Consider the following 24,986-nt stretch of genomic DNA (forward strand, 5'->3'; position numbering starts at 1 on the left):
CAGCACTTCTCGTGGGTAGGGTCCAATGCTTACTTCTCCTTTGCGTGTCATTGTCCTTGAAGATCATTCGTTTCAGCGCGCTATTGCTGTCAGCATGCTGCAGCAGATGGGCTGTACCGAGGTGTTCGAGGCGGCCGACGGGGCAGAGGCGCTGGCAGTACTGAAGGATGTCGGCCCGGTCGATGTCGCCCTGTGCGATTTGCAGATGGAGGGCATGGATGGCCTGGCCTTCATGCAGGCCGTTGGTCATTCAGGGCTGGTGGGTTCGGTGATTATCAGCAGTTCGCTGTCGGCCGATCTGCGCCGTACGGTTCGCCAGATCATTTCCTTGTTGAACCTGGAACTGCTCGGTGATATCGGCAAGCCGCTGCACTATGAAACCCTGGAGTGCATGCTAAAAAAGCATTGCGCTGTGCCGCGTACTGGAATGCTGCCCGAGCAGCCCGAGTTCGTTCCTGATGAAGCGCAGGTGCGCCAGGCCCTCGAGTCCCACCAGCTGTGCGCGTTCTTCCAGCCAAAATTCAATCTGCAAACCGGGCAAGCCACCGGGGTTGAAGTCCTGGCCCGCTGGCGCCATGGGTCCGGCAAAATGTTGTCGCCTGCCTGTTTCCTGCCCGTTCTGGAACGCCACGGCTTGCTCGATGAGCTTCTGCGCCAGCAGTTGCACCAGGGCCTGGCACTGCAACAACACCTGCGTGCCTGTGGGCATCCGCTCAATTTCGCCTTCAATCTGCAAGCCGCTCAGTTGTCCAACGGCACCCTCGCGGCGCAGATCCGCAACTTGCTGCGTGAGTATGCAGCGCGGGGTTCGGAGCTGACCTTCGAGCTGACCGAAAGTGGCCTGCTACAAGCGCCGGAAGCCAGCCTTGAGTGCCTGTTTCGCTTGCGCATGATGGGTTGCCAGTTGTCGATCGACGATTTTGGTACCGGCTTTTCCTCGCTCCAGCGTCTGCTCCAGTTGCCCTTCAACGAAATCAAACTGGACGCCGAATTCGTCCGCGCACTCATGCATGAGCCGCGTTGCCATGCGGTGGTCAGCAGCACCCTGGCGCTTGGCGGCGCACTGGGGATGACGGTGGTTGTCGAGGGCATCGAGACCGATGAACAACGCCAGCGTTTGCTCGACATGGGCTGCACCCAGGGGCAGGGCTACTGGTACGCCAGGCCCATGAGTGGCGAAGAGCTGGTGCGCTGGCTCGGGCGAGCCGAGCAACGGAGCCAGCGCGCATGATCAACAAGGCCCTGCGAATTCTGATTGCCGATGAGCGTCACGCGCAGTTGTTGCGTATTGAAAAGCAGCTGAACGCCCTCGGTTACTACCGCATCGCGCCGCTGCGCAGCTTTGACGAACTGGCATCGCTGACCAGCAGCCCTCAGGCGCCCTTTGACCTGCTCATCGTCAACAAGGCCCTGGCTGTGCCGCAGGGCGTTGAGTTGAGTGAGTTCTGCCGGGCACGGCCGCAGATTCTGCACACGCTGTTCTACGGCGACCAGGACCAATCGCCTGAGCCTGCCAGGGCATGTCCGGCGCAGGCTGTGCGGGCGTTTTTGCTCGAGCCGCCAGACACCTGCGCCCTGGGCGCGCTGATGAGCGTTATCGATCCATCGCCCTTGGCCCGCCCGAAATCACCGGCGAGGTTGCAGGTGAACTTTCGAGCTTAACCAACCCAGCACACGAGGTACCCGATGAACCGTCAGTAAGCAGATGTGCATTGCCAGTGGGCAATGCGCGTGTGGATTTCTATTGCCTCTCACCTGTGTGAAGAAGGCGTCGAGCACTACTTGGACAAGCACAACTGGAGAACCCAATGAGTATTAAACAGACAACCCGGCGAGTCGTATTTTGGTCCTCGCTGCTCAGCGCAGCGGTATTTCTCAGCGCCTGCAGCAGCATGCCCGCACCGAGCGAGCAGGTCTCCCTGGCCAGAAATGCCCTCAACCGGGCGGTATCGGCGGGCGCCACCCAGTACGCCCCGCTGCAGATGAAAACTGCACAGGACAAGAGCGCCCTGATGGACCAGGCGCTGGGTGAGAAAAACTTCGTCCAGGCCAAGGAGCTTGCCGAGCAGATCCAGGCCGACTCGGCCCTGGCCGAGCGCATGGCCCGTACCGCGAAATTGCAGAACGAACTGAAAGCGGCGCAAAACGGTATTCAAGTCCTCAAGCAGGAAATGCTGCAGGCACCTGATGCTGGTTTGATGCCTGCCACCCCTGTTGCCAACTGAGGATAATTTCATGCGTATCTTGTTTCCTGCTGCTTGTGTCGTCGCCCTGGCATTGACCGGTTGTGCGGCAACCCCCGAAAACCCGCAACTGCTCGAGGCGCGCAAGCTCTACTCGGACCTTCAAAGCAAACCTGAAGCGAGTACGCTCGCTGCCCTGGAGACCCAGGATGCGTCCGTCGCGCTGAGCAAGGCCAACCAGCTGTCCATTGCGGATCGCCGTGCCCCCGGCATCGACCAGTACGCTTACCTGGCCAAGCAGAAAATCGCCCTGGCCGAGCAGACGATTCTCGGACGCAAGGCTGAAGCCGGTCTGAGCACCATCGATGTGCAGCGCACCCAGGTGCAGCTGGATGTGCGTACCCAGCAGCTCAAAGCCTTGCAGGCGATGAAAGCCAAGCAGACCCCTCGCGGTGACGTGGTTACCTTCGGTGATGTGCTGTTCGATACCGGCAAGGCCGACCTCAAGCCGGGCACTCAGCGCGATGTACAGCGACTGGCCGATTTCCTGATCAACAACCCCGAGCGCAAAGTGCGCATTGAAGGCTTCACCGACAACGTCGGCGGCGATGCCTTCAACCAGCGTCTGTCCGAGCGTCGCGCTGAAAGTGTGGCCTTTGCCCTGGAGCGCCTGGGTGTCGACATGAGCCGCATGGTTACCCAGGGTTACGGCAAGGAATACCCGGTGGCGGATCAAACCTCCGCGCAATCGCGTCAGCTCAACCGTCGTGTCGAGGTGATCATTTCCAATGGTGCATCGGCGGTCGAAGGCCGCAGCTAACGCCAGGACTGACGAAGGGAAATCAAGCATGAGCCCCAACAATGTGCTGACCACCGCCAGCGGCGCGCCCGTAGCCGACAATCAAAACTCGCGTTCTGCCGGCCCGCGTGGCCCGCTGCTGCTCGATGATTTTCAGCTGATCGAGAAGCTCGCCCACTTCAATCGCGAGAACATCCCGGAGCGCCGGGTACACGCCAAAGGTTCCGGTGCCTACGGCAGCTTTACCGTGACCCGCGACATCAGCGATTTCACCCGCGCCAGGTTGTTCGAGTCGGTGGGCAAGCAGACCCCTGTGTTCCTGCGTTTCTCGACTGTCGGCGGCGAACGCGGTTCGGCGGATACCGAACGTGACCCGCGTGGTTTTGCCGTGAAGTTCTATACCGAGGAAGGTAACTGGGACATCGTCGGCAACAACACGCCGGTATTCTTCATTCGTGATCCGCTGAAGTTTCCCGACTTCATCCACTCCCAGAAGCGCCTGGCGCAAAGCAACCTGAAGAGCGCCCAGGCGATGTGGGACTTCTGGTCGTACACCCCCGAGGCGCTGCACCAGATCACCATCCTGTTCTCTGATCGCGGGATTCCGGACGGCTACCGGCATATGCACGGTTTTGGCAGCCACACCTACAGCCTGATCAACGCCAAGGGCGAGCGGCACTGGGTGAAATGGCATTTCAAGACCCAGCAAGGCATCCGCAACCTGACGCCGGAGGCGGCTGCCCGCCTGGCCGGTACCGACCCGGACTACGCCCAGCGTGACCTGTTCAACGCGATCGAGCGCGGTAATTTCCCGCGCTGGAACGTGTTCATCCAGGTCATGAGCGAAGCCCAGGCCGCGGGTCATGAGCAGAACCCGTTCGACGTCACTCAGACCTGGTCGCAGAAAGCGTTCCCGCTGGTCAAGGTTGGCGAACTGGAGTTGAACCGCAACCCGCTGAACTACTTTGCCGAAGTCGAACAGGCAGCGTTTGCACCGAGCAACCTGGTGCCAGGCGTTGGCCTGTCGCCCGACCGAATGCTGCAGGGACGCGTGTTTGCTTACGCCGACGCCCAGCGTTATCGGGTCGGCACCAATTACCAGCAGTTGCCGGTCAACGCCCCACGCAGCCCGGTCAACCACCACCAGCGTGATGGCGCCATGGCCTTTGGCAGCAATGGTGGAGCGGCGCCGAACTACGAGCCGAACAGCAATGCCGAGGCGCCGAAACAGTCCCGTCAGCATGGCGAACCGGCCCTGGCCCTCGAGGGCGCTGCCGATCGCTATGACCAGCGCAGCGACACCGACTACTACAGCCATGCCGGCGCTCTGTTTCGCTTGATGAGTGATCAGCAACGAACCCTGTTGCTCAACAACATTGCCGGTTCAATGGCCGGGGTCAGCGTGGAAGTTGTCCGTCATCAGCTACAACACTTCTTCAAGGCCGACCCGGCGTATGGAGAAGGGATCGCACAGGCGTTGGGTATGCCCCTGAACCAAGCGCCTGGTCATTCAAAGCAAACGAGATAAAAACAATGCACCTATTGAACACTGCGGCGGCGTTGCTGGTTGCCGTTTCTACAACCTATACATCGCTGGCCTGTGCTGCACCTGCAGACGCAGAGGGTTACTACGCTGTGGTTCGCTTGATAAGTGCTGAACAAAAGGAACTCAACGTGGGCGATAGCGTGCGCTCTGGTGTTAGCGCATGGGTGTCCGGCGATGACAGTACGTATGCGCAGGTCCAGGGCTATCGCTACCTCGACAGGGACAGGCAGGACGAGAAAATGAAGGCCAGCCTGGTATCCAGTCGGATCCTGCAGGGCGCGCGCTGGACCTTCTAGCGCACTGGAAAGACGTGTTATGTGCCACTGGCGGGCCTGGACCCGCCAGTGTGGCATCGATATCAAAATTACTCATATCAGATTTAAGTTTTGGCGGATTGCTCGATATCAAACGCCGGAGGAGCATGCACACACCATCCATCACCCAAGAATAACGACCCATGACCCTCTCTACTGTGGCAGCACTGCAACTGGGTTCGCACCCCGACGGCAAACAACCCACCCTGGAGGCGATTCTTGCCTACGAGGCTGAAATAAAGGCCGCTGGCGCCCAACTGGTGGTCATGCCCGAAGCCCTGTTGGGCGGCTACCCGAAAGGCGAAATCTTCGGCACCTACATGGGCTATCGCCTGCCGGAAGGCCGCCAGGCCTTTGAGCGCTATTTTGCCAATGCCATCGATGTGCCGGGCGCCGAAACCGCCGAACTCGCAGCCCTGGCGCAACGTACCGGCGCGCACCTGGTGGTCGGTGTCATCGAGCGCAGTGGCAGCTCGTTGTTCTGTTCGGCGCTGTTCTTCTCGCCGGAGCAGGGCCTGGTGGCCAACCACCGCAAACTCATGCCGACCGGCAGCGAACGGCTGATCTGGGGCCAGGGCGACGGCTCGACCCTGCCGGTGATCGATACCCCGGTGGGCAAGATCGGCGCGGCAATCTGCTGGGAAAACCACATGCCGCTGCTGCGCACGGCGATGTACGCCAAAGGCATCGAGGTGTGGTGCGCGCCGACGGTGGACGAGCGCGACAACTGGCAAATCTCCATGCGCCATATCGCCCACGAAGGGCGCTGTTTTCTGGTCAGCGCCTGCCAGTACCAGCCGTCGCCACGCGACCTGGGCACCAGCCTGCCGCACTGGGATGCCGACCGACCGCTGATGCAGGGCAACAGCGTGATCATCGGCCCCATGGGCGAGGTGATTGCCGGGCCATTGAAGCACGGCCCCGGTTTGCTCGTGGCGCAGATCGATTCGGCCGAGCTGGTCAAGGCGCGGTACGACTTTGATGTGGTCGGCCACTATTCGCGCCCGGATGTCTTCACCTTGCTGGTTGATGAACGGGCGAAAAGCTCGGTGAAGTTCCAGCAATAACCCGAAGTGGGCAGGGCGCGCGTGCGCCGGTTGCCCTGATGTTGCTGCACACCTGGCTTCGTCCTGAGGCCAGGTGCCTGTCGATTCCGACACGCTCTGCGGTTGATCGTTGCTGGTTGATCGTTGCTTTGAAGTTTCTGCGCTTTGCGTTGCCCTGCACCAATAAGAAAAATACTAGAGGCTTGTCAGAAATGAATACTGGTTCGCACCTGCTGTACCGCAAGATCGCCTGGAAGATATTGCCGCTGCTGTTTGTCAGCTACATCGTTTCTTACCTGGACCGGGTCAATATCGGTTTCGCCGCGTTGCGCATGCAGCAGGACCTGAACTTCAGCGATGCGGTCTACGGGCTCGGCGCCGGGGTGTTTTTCCTCGGTTATGTGCTGTTTGAAGTGCCCAGCAACCTGCTGCTGACCCGCATCGGTGCGCGCAAGACCATCATGCGCATCATGATTTCCTGGGGGCTGGTGTCGTCTTGCATGATGTTTGTGCAGACGCCTTTGCAGTTCTACCTGGCGCGGTTTTTCCTCGGGGTGTTCGAAGCCGGGTTCTTCCCGGGCATCATCCTTTACCTGACCTACTGGTTTCCGGTGCGCATGCGCGGCAGCGTGATCGCCGTGTTCATGTCGGCCATTGCCATCGCCGGCATTCTCGGCGGGCCGCTGTCGGGCTGGATCATTCGCGCCATGGAAGGCGTGCATGATTTGCACGGCTGGCAGTGGATGTTCCTGCTCGAAGGGGCGCCGGCGGTCATCCTCGGTATTCTGGCCGGCTTCCTGCTGATCGACCGGCCCGAGCAGGCAACATGGCTGAGCCGCGAAGAGCGCCAGCGCATCGCCGCAGAGGTTGGCACGCCCACCGGCAGCACAAGCCACGCACTCGGTGCGGTGGTACGCGACCCGCGTATCTATGCCCTGGCGCTGGTGTATTTCTCGGTAATGGCCGGGCTCTACATTCTCGGTTTCTGGCTGCCGGGGATGATCAAAAGCTACGGCGTCGACGACCCTTTCCATATCGGCCTGCTGACAGCGGTGCCCTACATCGCCAGCGCCGTCGGCATGATCGTCATCGGCAGGCATTCCGATGCCGTCGGCGAGCGCCGTTGGCACCTGGCAAGCTGCATGCTGGTGGCCGCCTGCGCGTTGATCGCCTGCACCCTGGTGCCGGGCAACCTGGTGCTGGGCCTGGTGACCCTGAGCGTGGCGGCGGTCGGCTTGTATGCCTCGATGCCGTTGTTCTGGACCATCCCCACCCGTTACCTGGGCAGTGAATCAGCTGCCGGCGGCATTGCCCTGATCAACTCCCTGGCGCTGTTTGGCGGCTTCACCAGCCCAACGGTGCTGGGGCTGGTCAAGGCCAGCACCGGCAGCCTGGATATCGGCCTGTACCTGTTCGCCGGCTTGCTGGTGGTCGGCGCTGGCGCGCTGATCCTGGCGCTGCCGGCCCGGCTTATCAAAGAGAGCCCAACGTTGGCGGTGCAGGGTGAAGTCTGCGAATCACTGTGAACCCGACGCAAGCCACCAACAGGTCAAGGTAATGAAGACAAAAGTGCAATCGGATGAAGCTGTCGCGGTACGCAAAATCGGCGTGATCGGCGGCTTGGGGGCGCTGGCCGGGGCAGACCTGTTCTACAAGCTGACCCGCTCGCGCCACGTGCTGGCCGAGCAGTTCAACTGCCACCTGCTGCTGGAGCAGCAGGCTTTCAGCGACGCCGCGTTGCCCCTTTACGCCGGGGCCAGCATCGCCTCGCGCAAGTTCTATGTCTATGAACTGTGCAAGGCGTTCGAGGCCCGCGGTATCGAGACGGTGATGCTGCCGTGCTTCGCCAGCCATACCTTCCTTGGCGAGATCCAGGAGCAACTGAGCCTGCGTATTCTCGACATGATGGCGGCGCTCAAGCAGCACTTTGCCGGCCGGTATGCGCCGGGGACGGTGCTCGGCGTGCTGGCCTCGGATGTGGTTCGCGGGTCCGGGCTGTTCGAGCGCTACCTGGGCGGCGACTATCGCCTCAGCTACCCGCCGGCGGCCGAGCAGGCAGCCTTGATGGCGGCGGTGTACGGCGACGGTGGCATCAAGCACGGCGGGCTCGACGGCGCGCCGCTCGAGGCCGTACAGCGTCTGGCTGGCGCGCTGCAGGCGCAGGGTGCGGCCGTCATCGTACCGGGCATGACCGAACTGGCCCTGGTCTGCGCGGCCTTGCAGCGTAGCGGCATCGCCATGCTCGACAGCAATGCGATCTATGCCGACTACGCCGCCAGCGAGCACTACCGGCGCGCCGAGGCGCCGTTCAAGCTCGGCGTCGTCGGCGGCGTGGGGCCGGCGGCAACGGTGGACTTCATGGATAAGGTCGTGGCCAACACGCCCGCCGGCAAGGATCAGGACCACATCAAAATGGTGGTCGAGCACAACCCGCAGATTCCCGACCGCACCGCGAACCTGCTCAGGGCTGAAACCGATCCGACCATTGCCCTCTACGCCACCTGCCAGCGCCTGGCGGACGCCGGTGCCGATGCCATCGCCATCCCGTGCAACACCGCTCATGCGTTCGTAGCGCGTATCCAGCCGCACCTTGAGGTGCCGATCGTCAACATGCTCGACGAGACCATCGCCTGCATCGTCGAGCAGCATGGCGCGAGCACGCCAGTGGGGCTGCTGGCCACCTCGGGCACGTTGCAAAGCGCTGTCTATCATGAGGCCGCGCGGGCGGCCGGCTTGCAGCTGATCACCCCGGGGCACGAATACCAGGCGCTGGTGATGGAGGCCATTTACGGCGCGCGCGGGATCAAGGCCGGGTTTACCGAGGGCATCTGCAAGGAGCAGTTGCTGGTGGTCGCCGAGCACCTGTGCGAGCTGGGTGCCGGGGTGTTGATTCTGGGCTGCACTGAGCTGCCGCTGGTGCTCAGCCCGGCGCCGGCCTTGGCCCTGGGCCGGCACCGGGTGGCGGTGGTTGACCCGACCACCGTGCTGGCCCGCGCGTGCGTGCAACTGGCGCTCGATGCCCGGCCTCAGGACAGGCAGAAGGTGTTGTCCACCAGTTGAATGATCAGCGACTTGACCGTTTGCAGCGTGCTGTCGTGCTTGCTGCCCACCCGCGTGCCGATTTCCAGGTCGTAGGAGGGCAGCGGTACCGGGCAAGGAAAGGTCTGCAGGGTGCTGACCCGTTCCATGGCCCGGGCGGCGTGGGTGGGCACCGTGGTGATCAGCTTCGAGCCCACCAGCAGAAACGGCACTGCGGCAAAGTGCGAGGTCGAGGCGCGGATGCTGCGCTTGTAGCCGGCCGCGTTCAGCCCCTCGTCGACGATGCCGACGAAACCGCCCGACGACACCAGCAGGTGCGGTCGCTGGGCGTAGTCCTCGGCGCTGCTGGGAATGCTGTTGTCAGCGTCGGCGATGCACAGGTAGTTGCCGCGACCCAGGCGGTGGCGGGCAATCAGCGGCGACGACAGCCCGCCGGCAGACACGGCGATATCGATCTGATGATGCATGAGCATGTCCTGCACCAGGCCGCTGTGGGTCTGGCGGAACAGAATGCGCAAGCCATGCAGTTGCTCATCGATCAGCGCCACCAGGCTTTGCCCCAGGGCAATTTCACTGTCGTCGGAGAGGCCGATGGTGATGGTCCGGCCCTTGATGTCTTTACCTGCGACCGACAACGCAAAGGCTTGCCGGCAGCGATTGAGGGCCTCGCCGATCAGCGGCGCCAGCTCGTTGGCGCGCAGGGTCGGGCGCAGGCCACGGCCGGTGCGTTCGAACAACGGGTCGGCGTAAATTTCCCGCAGCCGCGCAAGGGCCGCACTGACCGCAGGCTGGGTCACCCCCAGGCGCAGCGCAGCGCGGCTGGCACCGCCTTCTTCGATCAGGGCGACAAACACCCGCAGCAAGTTCAAGTCGACAGAGTCGATATCAATGCTATGCATATCAGATATCTTGATAGTTGATTGATTTATAGTATAGGCCTACGCACAATCCGCGAACAAATACTTCATCAGCGTATTTGCAGTGGCTGATGAGTTGGGCAGTCGAGTTTGGGAGCGTATGAAAGGTTCAGCAGTAGTTAAGGGGTTGTTGTGTGTATTACTTGCACCGTGGGTAGTGGCCAGTGGGTCTTTTACGGTAAGTGCTGCAGACCTTGTCGCGGCACCGGGCGTCGCCGCCGAATCGTGGATGTTGATGGACTATGAAAGTGGCGAAGTTCTGGCCCAGGGCAATGCCGATGCGCGCATCGACCCTGCCAGCCTGGTGAAGATCATGAGCAGTTATGTGATCGGCGAGGCTCTGCAGTCCGGCGCACTCAGCGCCAGTGACCGGGTGACCATCGAGCACGATGCCTGGGCCGCAGGCAATCCGCACTTGCAGGGTTCTTCGTTGATGTTTCTCAAGCCCGGCGACCGGGTCTCGGTACAAGACCTCAATACCGGGGTTGTGGTGCAGTCTGGCAATGACGCCTGCATTGCCCTGGCCACTTACATTGCCGGCAGCGAACACGCCTTTGTCGACCTGATGAATGAACAGGCCGGCAAACTTGGCCTAACCAATACCCAGTTCAAGACCGTCCATGGCCTGGCCGCCGAAGGGCAATACAGCAGTGCCCGCGACATGGCGATACTCAGCCGGGCGCTGATTGCCGAGTTGCCGGCGCAGTACGCCCTGTACAAACAAAAGGCCTTCGCCTTCAACAACGTTCAGCAATACAACCGCAACCGCCTGTTGTGGAGTACCAGCCTCGATGTCGACGGCCTGAAGACCGGCAACTCCAGCGCAGGCGGCTACAGCCTGGTCACCTCGGCGCAACGTGACGGGCGCCGCCTGATTGCCGTGGTGATGGGCGCCAAGTCCGATCGGCTGCGCTTTCAGGAGTCGGAAAAACTGCTCAAGTGGGGCTTTCGCGCATTCGAGACGGTGACGCCGATCCAGGCCGATGAAGTGTTCATGAGCAAGCGGGTGTGGTTTGGCCAGACCCGCAACGTCAAGCTCAATGCCGGCGCGCAAGCGACCATCAGCGTGCCCTACGGGCACTCGGCCGAGGTGCAGGCCAGCGCCATTGTCGACACCGGCGAACTTCACGCGCCGTTGCAGGCGGGCCAGGTGGTAGGCGTGGTCAACTTCCAGGTGGGCTCAAAACACGTCGCCAGCAAGCCGCTGGTGGTGATGGAAAGCGTGGAAGAGGGTGGCTGGTTCAGCCGGGCCTGGGACTACCTGTTGCTCAAGGTGTACCAATGGCTGGGCGTGTGCCTGTTGTGCGTGGGCTAGTTACGATCCTGTAGAGGAGAAGAGGGGCCTATGAACCGTTATCTGCGCTGCTTCCTGCCCGTGCTGTTGGTATTGACGGCGACAGGCTGCAGCAACCCTGCAAGCACCAGCGAACACTCGCTGTTCGTCTCGGCGGCCGAGGCCGATGCCAACAACCAGCGCGCCCTGCAAGCGCTGTCGGATGAGCCCGATGTGGCCGGCGGCCTGGTGGTGTATTTCGACACCGACAGCTCGGCGATCGAGCCGCCTTATCAGGCCAGGCTTGCCTATGTGGCCAACTACCTGGTGAGCCATCCCGAGGCCGAAGTCTTTGTCGAGGGCCATACCGATGACATCGGCTCGCCCGAGCAGAACTTCGTCCTGGCCCAGGCGCGTGCCGCGATGATTGCCTATTACCTGGTCAAGTACGGCGCCTTGTATGAACAGGTGAATGTTCACGCCTATGGCGAGCATTCACCGGTGCGCGAGGGCAGTGGCAAGGACGACTTGAAGCTCAACCGCCGGGGCGTGGTGGAGTGGGTCAGCCATGGGCACAGTTTGGGCTATGAGTTTGAGCAACAGTGAGAAGGGCTTGAGTTCAAAGCGCCTTCTTGTTTCTCACGCTCCAGGCCTCAAGGAAACCGTCGGTTGGAAAAACGACGGGGTGTTTATCCATCCTGACCTTCACCGGGACATCCTTGGCGAAGGCGTTGTAGATATAGTGCTGCGCGGCATCGGAGACCGGCAGGAAGATCGACACCTTGGTGCCTGGTTTTTCCTCGCGGCACTCATGCAGCACCTTGATCGGCTGATCGTTGACTTCAATAAAGCCCTCATTGGTCTGCAGCTTCCCGCAGTCGACAAACTGCGTGAAGATCATTTTTGCGCCCTGTTCCGTGGCATTGATGACGGCGTTGTAAACGACAACGCCGTCCTTGAAACCCTCCGAGTTGCTCAGCGCAATCGCACTGTACGGCGCGTCCTTGCTGAACTCGTTGAACAAGGCGTAGCGGTACTTATCGGTGCCGATGGTTTTCGCCAGCTTGCGACCTTCATCGGTTTGCATGTCAATGACGAAGTGCCCAGCGACAGCCTGGGAGGAAACTGCCGCCAGCAGCAGAATGCCAGGCAGGCAGAGGATTTTTTTTGCGCGTGAGATCATGGAGCAGTTCCTTGCTTCGACTGACAGCCATGATATCAAATTGATGCTATTGCCTTAAGGCTGGGTTTGACTGTCGGCTTCAATCACCGACGTGTCTACGCGGAACTCCGCTGCAAAACGGGGCCGCTGCTCTTAATCCATTTAATAATGCTTCTCAGTTAATGTAGTATTTGCCGCTCTCCGGCGGGGCCGGTTCATCGAAATAGGGCTGAGCATGTCACGCATTGGCACCTCTGATCTGCTAACCAACTTCCATGAGCACTACGCGGAACTGTTGGCGTTCCTGGCTCGGCGGTTGGGTAACGTTGAGCAAGCTGCCGATGTGGCTCAGGATACCTATCTGCGTTTGGTTAACCTGCCGGCGGGCGAACCGATACAGGAGCCTCGCGCATTTCTGTTCCGCATAGCTGGCAACCTGGCCATTGATCGTATGCGTCGGGAGGGGCGACTCAATGCCTTGCATGCCGATGAATCACAGGCCCTGGAGGTATGCGATCCACGCCCTTCACCAGAGACTGCTCTGATCACAGATGAGGCTTTGGCACAGCTCGATATCGCCATGGACAAGTTGCCAACCAACGCACGGCTGGCGCTACTGCTCAACCGTCTCGAGGGGCTGACCCATGCGCAGATCGCCACAAGACTCGGCGTTTCCGAAAGCACCGTGGGAAAGTACATTGTTCAAGCTGTACGTCATTGTCGCGACTCGCTGAGCCGGACGCAGTGGAGATGAACCGCTTGCCTTATACGAACGTGCCCCCCCAGACTCTGACGCCTCTTCACACTTCCAAGCTTGAAGAACCCATGACCGACAGTGTTGATCCTTCCGATCTGGAAGACCAGGCCATCGAGATGCTGGTGCATCTGCACTCAGGTCGGGCTACTACAGCCGATCACCTGGCCTATGACAACTGGTGCCAGCGCTCTGCGTTCCATGCTCACGCCGCAAGCAGGGCCGAGGCATTGTGGGGCGCGTTCCCGCTCACACAAAAAGCCCGACAATTCGTTGCTCCGCCCCCCGAGAAGCGTCGTAAACCCGTACGCGCCTTATGGGCAGCCGGCATGGCAGCTTGTGTTGCATTAGTGGTGTTCAGCGCAGCGCTGCAACGCCCCTGGTCAGCGCTGTATGCCGATCATGTGACAGACCCTGGCGAGCGACGGGAATTGCGCCTTGAAGACGGCAGTCGGCTGTGGATGAATGGTGACACCGTGCTGTCGGTGAATTACAGCCATAACCAACGTGGCATCACGCTGTATCAAGGGGAAGCACTCTTCGAAGTTGCCAAGGATTCATCGCGGCCTTTCATCGTTCACGCCGCTCAGGGTGATGTGCAGGCAATCGGCACGCGTTTCGATGTGGATCAGCGCGGCGACAAGGTCACCGTCCAGGTGAGCGAAGGGATAGTCCAGCTCAGTTCGGGCGGGGAGACCCTGCGTCTGCCCGCAGGGCAATCCACGGCCTATCGTCAGGGTCTGGCGCCGCAGATGGCGGTGGAAGTCGATGTGCAGGATGTCGCCACCTGGCAGCGAGGCAAATTGATTTTCAATGCGCGGCCGCTGGGTGAGGTGCTCGCCGAACTCGACCGGTACATCCCAGGCGTCCTCTACCTGACGGATGAAACGCTGGCGGCACGGCGTATCAGCGGCACATTCGAAGTGGATGATCCACACGCTGCGCTCAATGCGCTTGAGCAGACGCAGCCACTTCGCATCACTCGGTTGCCGTTACTCACGCTGGTGCGGCCCAAGCGCTGATACAGGGCCAGCATCCCTTCCCGGAGAGCACCTTGCAAAAAAAATGAAAATTCTTTGGCAAGGTCCTCCACGTCGTTTCGTCGTAGATACGAAGCGCGAATCATTCACATTAAAGTCGCGCAGCCAACTCTAGGGAAAGGTTGCTTTCATGTTTCATGTCTCCTTACGTACCCGTGCGCATTCGTTGCGCCAGGCAATGGCACTGGCTGCCTTGCTCGGACTGCTGGCACCGGTCGATGCTCATGCCAGGGGCTCCGAAGCCTTCGCTGTCACTCAGCTCTTCAATATCGCTGCCCAGCCACTGGACAGCGCACTAACCCGATTCGCCGATCAAGCCGGCCTGCGCATCATTTTCAATTCCGACGAGGTAAGTGGAATGAACAGCGCTGGGTTGAGCGGGCCCTACAAGGTCAATGAGGCGCTCGATCATCTGCTCAGCGGCAGTGGTTTCGGTTATGAGTTCGTCAATGACAAGACGCTGACCTTGCGCAAGCTATCGACTGATTCGGCAGTGCTGGAGCTGGGCGTTACCGATGTGAATGCACTCAGGCTGGCCTCGACAACTGAGGGGACCGGCGCCTATACCACTGGCCTTACCAACACGGCGACAAGGTTGGGGCTTTCGCCGCGTGAAACGCCTCAGTCCATCAGTGTGGTCACTCGGCAACAGATGGATGACCAGAACATGCAGTCGTTGGAAGACGTTGCAAGGGCAGCGACAGGCATCAGTACGGTTAAAGGGTTCGGCACAGAGCGTGCGCTTTACTACTCGCGAGGGTTCCAGGTCGACGACTTGCAGTTCGATGGCCTGCCGAGCAGCGTCACGGAAAGTTTCTCGATGGACGTCATGTCAGTGAACAACATGGCCATGTATGACCGGGTGGAAATTGTCCGAGGTGCGACAGGCCTGATGCAAGGGGCAGGTAACCCGTCTGCGGCGATAAATATGGTGCGCAAGCGACCGACGCGTGAATACCAACTCAAGGCGGAGCTCGGTGCTGGCTCGTGGGACAACTACCGCACGCAACTCGATGTTGGCGGCCCCCTGAACGCAGAGGGCACCCTGCGTGGCCGTACGGTCCTGATGTACAACAGTCGAAATAGCTACCAGGACTACGCTGACAAGGACAATCAGCTGTTCTACGCCATTGGCGAAGCCGACTTGAGTGACTCGACCACGATCGCGGTGGGGGCATCTTTCCAGCAGGACAATAACGGCGGCTACGACTGGGGTGGTTTGCCCACCCACCTGGATGGCAGTTCTTACAACTTCTCGCGTTCGAAGTCGTTCGCCGGTAAGTGGGCCCACCTGGACAAGATCAACCGCAACGTTTTTGCCGATATCAAGCACAGCTTCAATGAGGACTGGAACCTCACCGTCGCCACCAATCTGATCTGGTCCAATGCAGATTTTCTCGCTCAGGTTGGGTATCACAGCAAAGACTCCGATTCGACGATGCAGTACTGGCCGAACAGCGCCCGTTACGATGACGAACAGATCAATCTCGACGCAGCGCTTAACGGCGCATTCACCCTGCTGGGGCGCAAGCATGAGGTGGTGATAGGGACCAACATGAGGCGCGACAGGCTGCAGTACGTGACAGGCTCATCAAGCGTGAACCCTATCGTCGACATTCTGGACTTCGACACCTCGCAGTTCCCTGAACCGCACATAGTCGGCAGCCTGACGCCCAGCCGCCATGTGCGTAAGGACAAGGGCATATATGCCGCCACCCGCCTCAATCCGCTCGATGATCTGCACGTCATTCTCGGCAGCCGTTTGAGCTGGGTCGATTACGACACCCAAGGCCCATGGGAGACGGACCGCTTCAAGGAAAATCGCAAGGTCATCCCTTACGGCGGCATCGTCTACGACGTCAATGACAACACCTCGGTGTACGCCAGCTATACCGAGATCTATAAGATGCAGGGCAACTACAGCGTCGACAACACATTGCTGGAACCGACGACGTGCAGTAACTACGAAGTCGGCGTGAAAAACGAGCTGTTCGATGGCAGGTTGAATACCGCCCTGGCGCTCTTCCAGGTAGATCAGTCAGGCCTTGCGCAGGTCGTTCCCGATGCTGGACGTGTCTGCGGGCCAACGCGTGATTCGCGGTGCTACACCGAGGGTGCGAAAGTGCGAAACCGCGGGTTCGAGGCAGAGGTTTCAGGCGAGTTGATGCCCGGCTGGAATGCCTTGATGGGCTACACCTACAGTCATCCAAAATACATCGCCGGTAGCCACAAGGGTGACGCCTATGGCACAGAAAATTCGCCACAGCGACTGTTCAAGGCCGCCACCACCTATCAGCTGCCGGGAAAGTTGGATCAATGGCGAGTGGGGACCAGCGTCTACCATCAGAGCAAGCTGTACCTGAACGATATTTCGCAGAGTGCCTACAACCTTGTCGACCTGAACGCTAACTTGCGAATCGACCAGAACCTGAGCGTTCAATTGAACCTCAACAATGTTTTCGACGAGAAGTACTACACCGCGATTTTTAGTCAAGACACCGGAAACTATTACGGCGAACCCCGCAACGTTGCCATCACCCTACGCTACGAGAACTAGGTGCGAGCCGGACGTTTCAGAGGGCTTTGTGTGTATCACATCGGCTGCCACTTCAACGGCCTGGTCTTGCGATGAAGGCCGCCTTGCCGCCCACGATCGTGAGCACCGGTCAATAAACCGATTTTCAAGCGGCTGTAGCAGCCGCTTGGAAGAAAGTCACGCTCAGTCGCAACGGATCGCTGTGCTTCGTCAGGGGCGGCTTATTGCCGTTAGCTGTCAGTGGTGAAGGGCAGCTAAGGGTCGTTAGCTGCCGGTTGTGGATGGCTGCTTTCGACCCTTTGCGGCCGTTCGTGGATGACCTAAACCGGCCAATACCAGCCAGTCGCATGCTTACATGACCGGCTAGAGCAGAACCTCGCTAGAAAGCGCAGTGGATTCGGATGCTGACGGACAACAATAAGCATCCGGCTGTGCAAGGTACAGAAGGGCACTTAAGCCATCGCCTACCCCGTCACCTCAGTAGAGATGGCGCAGGTCATGCTTGACCACCGCATCGACCACCAGGCTGGTGGCCTTGCCCAACAGGCCCGTACCGTTCATGTGCTCGGACAGCATCTTGGAAAAGGCTGGAATCTGCCTTTCGTCCAGGTGTGTTGCGCGATCCCACAAGCCCGCGGCCAGCAGTGCTGGGCAGTGCTGGAAGCGATAGCGCTCGACGTTCACGACGGTAGCGACCCGAGGTGGCTTGCCGTTGATTGCCAGTGGGGCGAGCAAGTTCGAGTCGTTGTTCAACCAGGCGCGCCCGGCCACGGATAAAACCGTGTCGGTGCCGGGCTGAAGGAAGGACAGGCGCAAGGCGCCATCGACGAGAATATTGCTCAGGCTGCAGGCAACCTTGTTGCCAGGGCGTTCCGGTACCAGCAGAGTGTGGCGATCCAGTACCTGTACGAAACCAGCCGGGTCACCTCGTGGCGACATCTCGGTGGCGTCGGCCTGGCGCTGCGTAAGCATCAGCAGGTACGGCGAGGCGGCGATAAAGGCCTGCGCTGGCTCGGACAAGGCCTGCCCTGTGTCAGCTAAAAAGGGCGTGGTGTACTCTCTGGCCCGCCAGAAATCGGCGCGTACCTTGGCTCGCGAACAGTGCAGGAACAGCGCCTCGGCGCGAAACTCCAACAGCTTTCCGGCCCGCAGAGAGCCCCGGCCATTGGCGCGCAGGCTGAACCCCACGCCGGGCAGGATGAAATACAGACTGCAGGCCATTTCCTCTATCGGCTGCTGTGAGATCGCTTTGTCTGCCGGCCAGGGCAGCAAGATGTCCTGGCCCTCGGCCCGTAACACTGGATGGTGGCGCAAATCGAGGTACTCGATATCTAACCGCGGGTCGGCGAAGCCGACGGCGCAAACCGTCGCTTGGCGAATCATCAGCAGGCAGTGCTCATCCAACTTGCGCTGCAGGCGTTTGTGCATCATCGCCGGTGGTGGCGGAATCAGTGCGCGCAAGGCGCTTAACGATTCGATTCTGTGCTCGGGCATAGCAGGTCTTCCTGTGCCATGGTCGTGTCGTCGATGCTAGGCAGTCCGATGACGGCTGGCCATGGCTCTGCGGTTCAACCTGTATGGCTTTTGGTTGCAACCTGCACTTGCATGGCCGACGGCTGGCCGCCGCTCTGCACCGTGCGTTAGAGTCGTTACCCAAGTAACTACCAAGAGCAAGTCCGATGGTCAGAAGTACCACCGTATCGGCCGTCGCAGTGCTGGATCTGCACGACCAGTTGCTGAATCTCGGCGTGGTCACTGCAACCCAGTTGCGGGAGGCCGGGGTGGAGGGTGCCAAACTTCTCGACCAGGGGGCTGCGGCATCGCCGATCCAGGAGCAGCGTGTCGACGAGACCCAGTTACTGGCGCTGTGGCAGTTCGCCGCGAACAACACGCAATTGCCGCATATCGGCCTGCTGATCGGGCAGACCTTCAACCCCGCCACGCATGGCGTGCTGGCTAGTTGGTTGCGCCAATGCAGTCGGGTGAGCGAGGTGCTGGAAGTGTTCCAGCGGCATATCGCGCTGATGAACCCTTCGGAGAGCTGGCAGTACAGTGAAACGGCAGATGCCCTGGTGCTGGAGATCACCTTCGCCCCCGGCAAAACCTACCCGCAGGCCGCCATCGAACGCAGCATGAGTGCAGTGCTGCGCTGGAGCCGGGAGATGACCGGCGTAGAGCTGCGGCCTCTGGCCTGCGAGTTCGCTTTCCCATCCCCGGCCTACCATGCGCACTATGTCGAGCTGTTCGGCAGCGAGCTGCGCTTCGACAGCGAGAGAAACAGCCTCCACCTGCCGCGCGACTTCCTGCAGCATCCCATTCTCGGCGCCAGCAACTACCTGCGACAGATGCTGGAGTCTCGTGCAAGGGCGACACTCGCGCAGCTGCAAGACGCAGATACGCTTGCCGGCACGGTGCGTCGCTTGATTCTCGCAAGCCTGCCAGAAGGCGTGAGCATCGAGCCAACCTGCCAGGCGTTGCACGTCAGTCGCACCACGCTCTACCGACGCTTGAAGGAAGAGGGCACCAGTTTCAGCGCGCTGGTGGCGGAGGTACGTCGCGAGTTGTCCGCGCAACTGATTCGCCAGGGGCTGCCCGTGGCGACGGTCAGCGAGCGGCTGGGGTTCAGGGATACCAGCACTTTCCACCGTGCCTTCAAGCGCTGGTTCGACCGCCCTCCGGGAGCCTTTCGAGACTAGCAGTGGGCTTGCCGCTTTCGGCGCCAATGGCGCGTTAAGCGAGGCGATTGAATTGCCCCTGAAAAGGTAGGTACCTGCGAACCTCAATGCAGGAGACTGGCCTGCTGCGAATCAGTCCGCTTCTGGCCGATTTCTGCCCATAGCGGCCACTCACCCAAGCATGGCACCAATAGCTGATCAAATTTCTGCTGCCCTTGTCGTACCTTGGTGGAATGCCATCTGCCAATCGTCTCCCAGCCGACGCCAGATGGAGCTTCTCAAAGAATCACGGGTGCCGTTCGGGCTATCAACCGTGCACCGATAGGTGGCCAGCACCACCTTTTCGGACAGGATACGAATCTGAAAATCGGTGATCTGACGCTGGACAAAATCCTGCACCAGCAATGCGTCGATGGTTTGTGACCGGTTCCAGGCGATACCCTCCGCGCCAAACTCGACGAAGTCCTGAGTCAGCAGGCGGGTCAGCATGTCGCGATCAAGGCGGGTCTGGCGTTCAAGCAGGCTCGCCTCCAGTGCGTGAATAACAGACTCCAGGCATGCCTTCGAAATTTTCATCTAATTGACCTCCGTCTGCGATTCACCATGCCTGCGCGCCACGGCGTGGCGGTAGCGACAGCCTGACTTCGACCGTCGCTATACATAGCCAAACCCCGCAGCGGACCAGGTCAATGGAGCGCATCATCTGGTATCGGTTAGAATCCGCAGCTTATTTCAACAATGCTTGCTACACATAAGGAAGTTCCATGACAAGGATGGCTGCTGTTTTCACTTTACTGAGTTGCATGGCGTCGGCCTCGGCATTGGCGGCGTCTGATTGTCCGTTTCCGCAGGGAATGCAGGCATCCATCGGTGCGTCGAAGGAAGTCATTGCGGCCAGGCAAGCGGGCGTCGCCAAGGATGATCTGCTCACCAGGATTTCTCCCGCGGCCGACGGGCAGATGTCCAAGATGCTAAAGAGTATCGTCGACGAGGTTTACGATTATCCGGCACTGCTGCCCGAGGTGTATGCCGCCTTCCGGTTCGAGCACTGCTTTGTTTCGCAGCAGCACGCTGAACAAGTGGCGGCCATGAAGTTTGCCGATGCCTATCCGCTGCTGAAGAAATGCGAACAGATCGACCCGCAAGGGGCTCGACCGCCTTGTGCAATGCGGGTAGTGCATACGTTGACCGGCATTCCCGAGTAATACCACTGATATCTCTGCCAAAGGAGTCACTCCATGTCAAAGCTATATCCCAGTATTGATCCTGAGGGGCTGGTCGAGTACTCGGTGGTCTACACCGACCGCTCGCTCAACCACATGTCGCAGTCATTTCAAGGCGTGATGAACAACATTTCCACGACCCTTAAACAGGTCTACAACGCTCAGGCTGTTGCGGTGGTACCGGGCAGCGGCACGTTCGGCATGGAAGCGGTTGCGCGACAGTTTGCCAGCGCCCAGCAATGCCTGGTGATACGCAACGGCTTGTTCAGTTTTCGCTGGAGCCAGATCCTTGAGATGGGCAATATCCCGGCGGCCACCACGGTGCTCAAAGCCCGGCCGCTCGACGCGGGTCGCCAGGCGGCCTACGCGCCACCCCCTCTGGACGAAGTGCTGGCAGCCATTGCGACGCACAAGCCGCAGGTTGTCTTCGCCCCTCACGTTGAAACCTCCTCAGGGATTATCCTGCCCGATGATTACCTGCGGGCCGTTGGTGATGCCGTGCATGCGGTGGGTGGCCTGTTCGTGCTGGACTGCATCGCCTCAGGCACGATTTGGGTGGATATGCACAAATGCGCAGTCGACCTGCTGATCAGCGCACCGCAAAAAGGCTGGAGCGCTCCCCCTTGCTGCGCCCTGGTGATGTTCAGCGCTTTGGCCCTCGAGCGCATCGAGCAGACGCAAAGCAGCAGCTTTGCCTGCGACCTGAAAAAGTGGCTGCAGATCATGCAGGCTTATGAGCAGGGCGGACATGCCTACCATGCGACCATGCCCAGCGATTCCCTCGCGCGATTCAACGAGGTGATGAAAGAGATGCAAGCCTACGGGTTCGACAAGCTGCGCGGCGAGCAACAGGCTCTGGGCGATCGGGTGCGCGCAATGTTGACCGGCAAAGGCATCAAAAGCGTGGCCGCCGCCGGCTTTCAGGCCCCTGGCGTGGTGGTGAGCTACACCGATGATGGCGATATCAAGAACGGCAAGAAGTTTGCCGTCCAGGGCCTGCAGATCGCCGCCGGCGTGCCGCTGCAATGCGACGAGCCGGCCGACTTCCAGACCTTCCGCATCGGCCTGTTCGGGCTCGAAAAGCTGCACAATATCGAGCGCACCATCAGCACCCTCGAGCAGGCACTGGACGAGGTGATGGTGAACTAAGCCCGCTCACCCAGCCACCAGCACCCCGAGCGCTCAAACCCGCGCCAGCGCCTGGGCCAGGTCAGCGCGCAGGTCGTCGACATCCTCGACCCCCACCGACAAGCGCACCAGGGCATCGCCGATGCCCAGGTGCGCGCGGTTCTCTGCCGGGATGCTGGCGTGGGTCATGATCGCCGGGTGTTCGATCAGGCTTTCGACCCCGCCCAGGCTCTCGGCCAGGGCGAAGATCTGCACCGCTTCAAGAAAGCGCTTGGCGCCGGCCAGGTCGCTGTTCAGGTCAAGGGAGATCATCCCGCCAAAGCCACGCATCTGCTGGCGCGCCAGCGCGTGCTGCGGGTGCGAGGCCAGGCCCGGGTAGTAGACCCGCGCCACCTGCGGCTGACGCTCCAGCCATTGCGCAAGCTCCAGGGCATTGCTGCAGTGGCGCTCCATGCGCAGCGCCAGGGTCTTCACCCCACGCAGGGTGAGGAAGGCGTCGAACGGCCCGGCAATGGCGCCCACCGAGTTCTGCAAAAAGCCCAGGCGCTCGGCCAGCTGCGGGTTGTTGCCGACCACGGCGATGCCGCCGATCACGTCGGAGTGGCCGTTGAGGTACTTGGTGGTCGAGTGCAGGACGATATCGAAGCCCAGCTCCAGCGGGCGCTGCACCCACGGGCTGGCGAAGGTGTTGTCGGCCACGCAGATGATGCCGCGCTGGCGGCAGATACGCGCGACCGCGGCAAGGTCGGTCAGGCGCAGCAAGGGGTTGCTCGGGGTCTCGACCCAGACCATCCGCGTGTCGGCCTCAAGCGCCGCTTCGAATGCCGAAAGGTCGGCCAGGTCGACGAAGCTGAAGCGGTGTCCGGCGCTGCGCCGGCGCACCCGCTCGAACAGGCGGAAAGTACCGCCGTACAGGTCATTGCCCGAGACCACGTGGGCGCCGGCATCGAGCAGCTCGAGCACGTTGGCGATCGCCGCCAGCCCGGAGGCGAAGGCGAACGCCTGAGTGCCGCCCTCAAGGTCCGCCACGCAGCGCTCCAGGGCCCAGCGCGTGGGGTTGTGCGAGCGGCCGTAGTCGAGGCCCTTGTGCACCCCGGGGCTCTCCTGCAAGTAAGTGGAGTTGGCGTAGATCGGCGGCATCAATGCCCCGGTGGACGGGTCTGGTGCCTGCCCGGCATGGATCACGCGGGTGGCGAAGGCGCGTGGCGCGCCGCTTTCATCGTGCTGGCTCATGGTAAGGACCTGCGTAGGTGATTGAGCAAATCGACACGGGTAATCACGCCGTAAAAGCCGGCAGCGTCTTCAATGATCGCCACCAGCCCACGGTCGAGCTCGGCCTGCAGTTGCGCCAGGCTGGCGCTGGGGGCCAGGGTTTCCAGCTTGAGCTTGGCGGTCATCGCGCTGGCCACGCTCAAGTGAAAGTGCGAAGCGTCCTGGTGCACGCCGAGCAGGATGTCGGACTCATCGATCACCCCGACCAGCTTCTGGCCGTTGACCAGCACCGGCAGTTGCGAGACATCGGCCAGGCGCATGCGCTGGAAGGCGGTGAGCAGGGTGTCGTCGGGGCCGACGCTGATCACCCGGCCATCCTCGAAACGCCGCGCGATCAGGTCGCGCAAGTCGCCATAGTGTTTGCGCGCCAGCAGGCCCTGGTCGGTCATCCACTGGTCGTTGTAGACCTTGGACAGGTAGCGGGTGCCGGTGTCGCAAACAAAACTGACCACCCGCTTCGGTTCGGTTTGCTCGCGGCAGTAGCGCAGCGCTGCCGCCAGCAAGGTGCCGGTCGACGAGCCGCCGAGAATGCCTTCGGCGCGCAGCAGTTGGCGGGCGTGATCGAAGCTTTCTTCATCGCTGATGGAGTAGGCCTGGCGCACGCTGGAAAGGTCGGCAATTGACGGGATGAAGTCCTCGCCGATGCCCTCGACCGCCCAGGAACCGGGAGTGCCGAGGGTGGCGCTGCGGCTGTATTCAGCGACCACCGAACCGACCGGGTCGGCCAGTACCATCGCCAGGTTCGGCTGCAGGCGGCGAAAGAAGCGGGTCAGCCCGGTCAGGGTGCCGGCCGAGCCAACACCGACGACGATGGCATCGACATCATGCTGGGTTTGCGCCCAGATCTCCGGCGCGGTGCTGCACTCATGGGCCAGCGGGTTGGCCGGGTTGTTGAACTGGTCGGCGAAGAACGCATCGGGAATTTCCTGCGCCAGCCGCGCGGCGACATCCTGGTAATAGTCGGGATGGCCCTTGCCGACGTCGGAGCGGGTGATGTGCACCTCGGCGCCCATGGCCTTGAGGTGCAGGACCTTCTCGGTAGACATCTTGTCGGGCACCACCAACACCACCCGGTAGCCCTTGGCGCGGCCGACCAGGGCCAGGCCCAGGCCGGTGTTGCCGGCGGTGGCTTCGACGATGGTGCCGCCGGGGCGCAGGCGGCCATCGCGCTCGGCGGCGTCGATCATCGCCAGGCCGATGCGGTCTTTGATCGAGCCGCCGGGGTTCTGTGATTCGAGCTTGAGAAACAGTGTGCACAGGCCGGTATCGAAGCGGCTGACACGCACCAGCGGCGTATTGCCGATCAGTTCGAGCACGGCCGGGCGGGAGTCGTTCGCCATGGGGTCACCTCGCAGCGCAGGTAAAGCCTCGCATGGAACATAGGCCCGGATGGCAACCGCCGCAACCGTGTGCAGCCAGCCGGTACATCAGCCGGTGCCCGGATGGCGAGCGCTTCGCGCTCGATCGCGGGTCTAGCCCGCTCCCACAGGCTCAAAGCAGGCTTGGCAGCACTTCTTGGTGGCAAGTGGTCTGCTTGGCAAGGAAAAACTGGATGGTTTAACCAAGCCATTGTCGCGCTATAAATCGCTGCAGTTTCTACCGTCACTAAGGATTGACCATGACCGCAGCACATCCCGTTGTATCGATTCGCCCCGTCACGCAAAACGACTTCAAGCAATGGTGCGCGCACTGGGCCCAGTATCAGGCGTTCTACAAGGTCGACATCGGCATGCCGACCACCCAGACCACCTGGGCGCGCTTCTTCGACAGCCGCGAACCCGTGCATTGCGCAGTGGCCGCTGACGGCGAGCAGGTCCACGGCTTCGTCCATTTCGTCTTCCACCGCTCGACCTGGGGCCGTAACGACTTCTGCTACCTCGAAGACCTGTACGTCTGCCCCAGCGTACGCGGCCAGCTGCTCGGCAAGCAGCTGATCGAGTACGTGCAAGGGCAGGCGCGGGAGCACCACTGCGACCGGCTGTACTGGCACACCCAGGAGTCCAATCACACCGCCCAACGGCTCTATGACTGGATTGCCGAAAAACCCGGGGTTATCGAGTACCGGATGGCGTTGTAAGC

Annotated in this window: 24 protein-coding genes; 18 read left to right on the plus strand and 6 right to left on the minus strand. The window is 61.1% G+C overall.

Annotated elements, in window-relative coordinates; genetic code table 11:
• Window positions 1–25 precede the first annotated feature (25 nt).
• The 9 genes from LOY54_RS10265 to LOY54_RS10305 all read left to right on the plus strand — a co-directional run bounded on the left by LOY54_RS10265 (window position 26) and on the right by LOY54_RS10305 (window position 8,948).
• A complete protein-coding gene (locus tag LOY54_RS10265) occupies window positions 26–1,231 on the plus strand; it encodes an EAL domain-containing protein (protein ID WP_258610304.1) in 1,206 nt (401 codons plus the stop codon).
• The gene (locus LOY54_RS10270; RefSeq protein ID WP_258610305.1) at window positions 1,228–1,662 is read left to right on the plus strand and encodes a hypothetical protein; all 435 of its coding nucleotides are present in this window, start codon (window positions 1,228–1,230) and stop codon (window positions 1,660–1,662) included. The genes LOY54_RS10265 and LOY54_RS10270 overlap by 4 nt, the downstream gene beginning before the upstream one ends.
• A gap of 146 nt (window positions 1,663–1,808) precedes the next feature.
• Complete coding sequence (locus LOY54_RS10275) at window positions 1,809–2,225, plus strand: DUF4398 domain-containing protein (protein ID WP_258610306.1); 417 nt, start codon at window positions 1,809–1,811, stop codon at window positions 2,223–2,225.
• 10 nt (window positions 2,226–2,235) lie between these two features.
• Entirely contained in the window at window positions 2,236–3,003 is a 768-nt protein-coding gene (locus LOY54_RS10280) for an OmpA family protein (protein ID WP_258610307.1), read from the plus strand.
• A 28-nt stretch (window positions 3,004–3,031) separates the two neighbouring features.
• The gene (locus LOY54_RS10285) at window positions 3,032–4,510 is read left to right on the plus strand and encodes a catalase (RefSeq protein ID WP_258610308.1); all 1,479 of its coding nucleotides are present in this window, start codon (window positions 3,032–3,034) and stop codon (window positions 4,508–4,510) included.
• A gap of 5 nt (window positions 4,511–4,515) precedes the next feature.
• Complete coding sequence (locus LOY54_RS10290) at window positions 4,516–4,824, plus strand: hypothetical protein (protein ID WP_258610309.1); 309 nt, start codon at window positions 4,516–4,518, stop codon at window positions 4,822–4,824.
• 161 nt (window positions 4,825–4,985) lie between these two features.
• On the plus strand, window positions 4,986–5,909 hold the full coding sequence (locus LOY54_RS10295; RefSeq protein WP_258610310.1) for a carbon-nitrogen hydrolase family protein: 924 nt from the start codon (window positions 4,986–4,988) through the stop codon (window positions 5,907–5,909).
• Window positions 5,910–6,100: 191 nt separating this feature from the next.
• A complete protein-coding gene (locus LOY54_RS10300; protein WP_045201542.1) occupies window positions 6,101–7,414 on the plus strand; it encodes an MFS transporter in 1,314 nt (437 codons plus the stop codon).
• 31 nt (window positions 7,415–7,445) lie between these two features.
• On the plus strand, window positions 7,446–8,948 hold the full coding sequence (locus LOY54_RS10305; RefSeq protein WP_258610311.1) for an amino acid racemase: 1,503 nt from the start codon (window positions 7,446–7,448) through the stop codon (window positions 8,946–8,948).
• Here the strand turns inward: LOY54_RS10305 and LOY54_RS10310 are convergent.
• On the minus strand, window positions 8,915–9,826 hold the full coding sequence (locus LOY54_RS10310) for a LysR family transcriptional regulator (protein WP_045201538.1): 912 nt from the start codon (window positions 9,824–9,826) through the stop codon (window positions 8,915–8,917). The genes LOY54_RS10305 and LOY54_RS10310 overlap by 34 nt on opposite strands.
• Before the next feature lie 118 nt (window positions 9,827–9,944).
• Here LOY54_RS10310 and LOY54_RS10315 point away from each other — a divergent pair, with 118 nt between their 5' ends.
• Both LOY54_RS10315 and LOY54_RS10320 read left to right on the plus strand, forming a co-directional pair.
• Complete coding sequence (locus LOY54_RS10315) at window positions 9,945–11,159, plus strand: serine hydrolase (RefSeq protein WP_408980571.1); 1,215 nt, start codon at window positions 9,945–9,947, stop codon at window positions 11,157–11,159.
• Window positions 11,160–11,189: 30 nt separating this feature from the next.
• The gene (locus LOY54_RS10320; RefSeq protein WP_052676571.1) at window positions 11,190–11,723 is read left to right on the plus strand and encodes an OmpA family protein; all 534 of its coding nucleotides are present in this window, start codon (window positions 11,190–11,192) and stop codon (window positions 11,721–11,723) included.
• Window positions 11,724–11,736: 13 nt separating this feature from the next.
• On the opposite strand, the gene LOY54_RS10325 is transcribed toward LOY54_RS10320, so the two are convergent.
• Window positions 11,737–12,300 carry a hypothetical protein gene (locus LOY54_RS10325; RefSeq protein WP_045201534.1) on the minus strand — a complete coding sequence of 188 codons (564 nt, stop codon included), beginning with the start codon at window positions 12,298–12,300 and terminating at the stop codon, window positions 11,737–11,739.
• 214 nt (window positions 12,301–12,514) lie between these two features.
• Here LOY54_RS10325 and LOY54_RS10330 point away from each other — a divergent pair, with 214 nt between their 5' ends.
• From LOY54_RS10330 to LOY54_RS10340, 3 genes are all read left to right on the plus strand, one after another.
• Window positions 12,515–13,033, plus strand: coding sequence for a sigma-70 family RNA polymerase sigma factor (locus LOY54_RS10330; RefSeq protein ID WP_258610313.1), 519 nt, complete (start codon window positions 12,515–12,517; stop codon window positions 13,031–13,033).
• Window positions 13,030–14,055, plus strand: a complete 1,026-nt coding sequence (locus tag LOY54_RS10335; RefSeq protein ID WP_258610314.1) for a FecR family protein — start codon at window positions 13,030–13,032, stop codon at window positions 14,053–14,055. The genes LOY54_RS10330 and LOY54_RS10335 overlap by 4 nt, the downstream gene beginning before the upstream one ends.
• Before the next feature lie 148 nt (window positions 14,056–14,203).
• Complete coding sequence (locus LOY54_RS10340) at window positions 14,204–16,630, plus strand: TonB-dependent receptor (protein ID WP_258610315.1); 2,427 nt, start codon at window positions 14,204–14,206, stop codon at window positions 16,628–16,630.
• A gap of 456 nt (window positions 16,631–17,086) precedes the next feature.
• Here the strand turns inward: LOY54_RS10340 and LOY54_RS10345 are convergent, their stop codons facing one another.
• Window positions 17,087–18,103 carry a hypothetical protein gene (locus tag LOY54_RS10345; protein WP_258610316.1) on the minus strand — a complete coding sequence of 339 codons (1,017 nt, stop codon included), beginning with the start codon at window positions 18,101–18,103 and terminating at the stop codon, window positions 17,087–17,089.
• Between the two features lie 185 nt (window positions 18,104–18,288).
• On the opposite strand from LOY54_RS10345, the gene LOY54_RS10350 reads away from it, so the two are divergent.
• Window positions 18,289–19,305, plus strand: a complete 1,017-nt coding sequence (locus LOY54_RS10350; RefSeq protein ID WP_258610317.1) for an AraC family transcriptional regulator — start codon at window positions 18,289–18,291, stop codon at window positions 19,303–19,305.
• A gap of 177 nt (window positions 19,306–19,482) precedes the next feature.
• Here the strand turns inward: LOY54_RS10350 and LOY54_RS10355 are convergent, their stop codons facing one another.
• Window positions 19,483–19,860 (minus strand): DUF4440 domain-containing protein, encoded by a 378-nt coding sequence (locus LOY54_RS10355; protein ID WP_258610318.1) that lies wholly within the window; start codon window positions 19,858–19,860, stop codon window positions 19,483–19,485.
• A 188-nt stretch (window positions 19,861–20,048) separates the two neighbouring features.
• On the opposite strand from LOY54_RS10355, the gene LOY54_RS10360 reads away from it, so the two are divergent.
• Complete coding sequence (locus LOY54_RS10360) at window positions 20,049–20,489, plus strand: hypothetical protein (protein ID WP_093384562.1); 441 nt, start codon at window positions 20,049–20,051, stop codon at window positions 20,487–20,489.
• A gap of 33 nt (window positions 20,490–20,522) precedes the next feature.
• Window positions 20,523–21,656, plus strand: coding sequence for an aminotransferase class V-fold PLP-dependent enzyme (locus LOY54_RS10365; RefSeq protein ID WP_258610319.1), 1,134 nt, complete (start codon window positions 20,523–20,525; stop codon window positions 21,654–21,656).
• A gap of 33 nt (window positions 21,657–21,689) precedes the next feature.
• On the opposite strand, the gene LOY54_RS10370 is transcribed toward LOY54_RS10365, so the two are convergent.
• Both LOY54_RS10370 and LOY54_RS10375 read right to left on the minus strand, forming a co-directional pair.
• The gene (locus tag LOY54_RS10370; protein ID WP_258610320.1) at window positions 21,690–22,868 is read right to left on the minus strand and encodes a PLP-dependent aspartate aminotransferase family protein; all 1,179 of its coding nucleotides are present in this window, start codon (window positions 22,866–22,868) and stop codon (window positions 21,690–21,692) included.
• On the minus strand, window positions 22,865–24,247 hold the full coding sequence (locus LOY54_RS10375; RefSeq protein WP_258597338.1) for a cystathionine beta-synthase: 1,383 nt from the start codon (window positions 24,245–24,247) through the stop codon (window positions 22,865–22,867). Before LOY54_RS10375 ends, LOY54_RS10370 begins: the two co-directional genes overlap by 4 nt.
• Window positions 24,248–24,525: 278 nt before the next feature.
• On the opposite strand from LOY54_RS10375, the gene LOY54_RS10380 reads away from it, so the two are divergent.
• Entirely contained in the window at window positions 24,526–24,984 is a 459-nt protein-coding gene (locus tag LOY54_RS10380) for a GNAT family N-acetyltransferase (RefSeq protein WP_258610321.1), read from the plus strand.
• Window positions 24,985–24,986: the final 2 nt, after the last annotated feature.

Source organism: Pseudomonas sp. B21-032 (genome assembly GCF_024748965.1).
Taxonomy (GTDB): domain Bacteria; phylum Pseudomonadota; class Gammaproteobacteria; order Pseudomonadales; family Pseudomonadaceae; genus Aquipseudomonas.

What these genes read in the sequence shown, in the direction of transcription:
- LOY54_RS10265 (WP_258610304.1), top strand. Translation starts at nt 26, where the DNA reads ATGCTTACTTCTCCTTTGCGTGTCATTGTCCTTGAAGATCATTCGTTT.
- LOY54_RS10270 (WP_258610305.1), top strand. Translation starts at nt 1,228, where the DNA reads ATGATCAACAAGGCCCTGCGAATTCTGATTGCCGATGAGCGTCACGCG.
- LOY54_RS10275 (WP_258610306.1), top strand. Translation starts at nt 1,809, where the DNA reads ATGAGTATTAAACAGACAACCCGGCGAGTCGTATTTTGGTCCTCGCTG.
- LOY54_RS10280 (WP_258610307.1), top strand. Translation starts at nt 2,236, where the DNA reads ATGCGTATCTTGTTTCCTGCTGCTTGTGTCGTCGCCCTGGCATTGACC.
- LOY54_RS10285 (WP_258610308.1), top strand. Translation starts at nt 3,032, where the DNA reads ATGAGCCCCAACAATGTGCTGACCACCGCCAGCGGCGCGCCCGTAGCC.
- LOY54_RS10290 (WP_258610309.1), top strand. Translation starts at nt 4,516, where the DNA reads ATGCACCTATTGAACACTGCGGCGGCGTTGCTGGTTGCCGTTTCTACA.
- LOY54_RS10295 (WP_258610310.1), top strand. Translation starts at nt 4,986, where the DNA reads ATGACCCTCTCTACTGTGGCAGCACTGCAACTGGGTTCGCACCCCGAC.
- LOY54_RS10300 (WP_045201542.1), top strand. Translation starts at nt 6,101, where the DNA reads ATGAATACTGGTTCGCACCTGCTGTACCGCAAGATCGCCTGGAAGATA.
- LOY54_RS10305 (WP_258610311.1), top strand. Translation starts at nt 7,446, where the DNA reads ATGAAGACAAAAGTGCAATCGGATGAAGCTGTCGCGGTACGCAAAATC.
- LOY54_RS10310 (WP_045201538.1), bottom strand. Translation starts at nt 9,826, where the DNA reads ATGCATAGCATTGATATCGACTCTGTCGACTTGAACTTGCTGCGGGTG.
- LOY54_RS10315 (WP_408980571.1), top strand. Translation starts at nt 9,945, where the DNA reads ATGAAAGGTTCAGCAGTAGTTAAGGGGTTGTTGTGTGTATTACTTGCA.
- LOY54_RS10320 (WP_052676571.1), top strand. Translation starts at nt 11,190, where the DNA reads ATGAACCGTTATCTGCGCTGCTTCCTGCCCGTGCTGTTGGTATTGACG.
- LOY54_RS10325 (WP_045201534.1), bottom strand. Translation starts at nt 12,300, where the DNA reads ATGATCTCACGCGCAAAAAAAATCCTCTGCCTGCCTGGCATTCTGCTG.
- LOY54_RS10330 (WP_258610313.1), top strand. Translation starts at nt 12,515, where the DNA reads ATGTCACGCATTGGCACCTCTGATCTGCTAACCAACTTCCATGAGCAC.
- LOY54_RS10335 (WP_258610314.1), top strand. Translation starts at nt 13,030, where the DNA reads ATGAACCGCTTGCCTTATACGAACGTGCCCCCCCAGACTCTGACGCCT.
- LOY54_RS10340 (WP_258610315.1), top strand. Translation starts at nt 14,204, where the DNA reads ATGTTTCATGTCTCCTTACGTACCCGTGCGCATTCGTTGCGCCAGGCA.
- LOY54_RS10345 (WP_258610316.1), bottom strand. Translation starts at nt 18,103, where the DNA reads ATGCCCGAGCACAGAATCGAATCGTTAAGCGCCTTGCGCGCACTGATT.
- LOY54_RS10350 (WP_258610317.1), top strand. Translation starts at nt 18,289, where the DNA reads ATGGTCAGAAGTACCACCGTATCGGCCGTCGCAGTGCTGGATCTGCAC.
- LOY54_RS10355 (WP_258610318.1), bottom strand. Translation starts at nt 19,860, where the DNA reads ATGAAAATTTCGAAGGCATGCCTGGAGTCTGTTATTCACGCACTGGAG.
- LOY54_RS10360 (WP_093384562.1), top strand. Translation starts at nt 20,049, where the DNA reads ATGACAAGGATGGCTGCTGTTTTCACTTTACTGAGTTGCATGGCGTCG.
- LOY54_RS10365 (WP_258610319.1), top strand. Translation starts at nt 20,523, where the DNA reads ATGTCAAAGCTATATCCCAGTATTGATCCTGAGGGGCTGGTCGAGTAC.
- LOY54_RS10370 (WP_258610320.1), bottom strand. Translation starts at nt 22,868, where the DNA reads ATGAGCCAGCACGATGAAAGCGGCGCGCCACGCGCCTTCGCCACCCGC.
- LOY54_RS10375 (WP_258597338.1), bottom strand. Translation starts at nt 24,247, where the DNA reads ATGGCGAACGACTCCCGCCCGGCCGTGCTCGAACTGATCGGCAATACG.
- LOY54_RS10380 (WP_258610321.1), top strand. Translation starts at nt 24,526, where the DNA reads ATGACCGCAGCACATCCCGTTGTATCGATTCGCCCCGTCACGCAAAAC.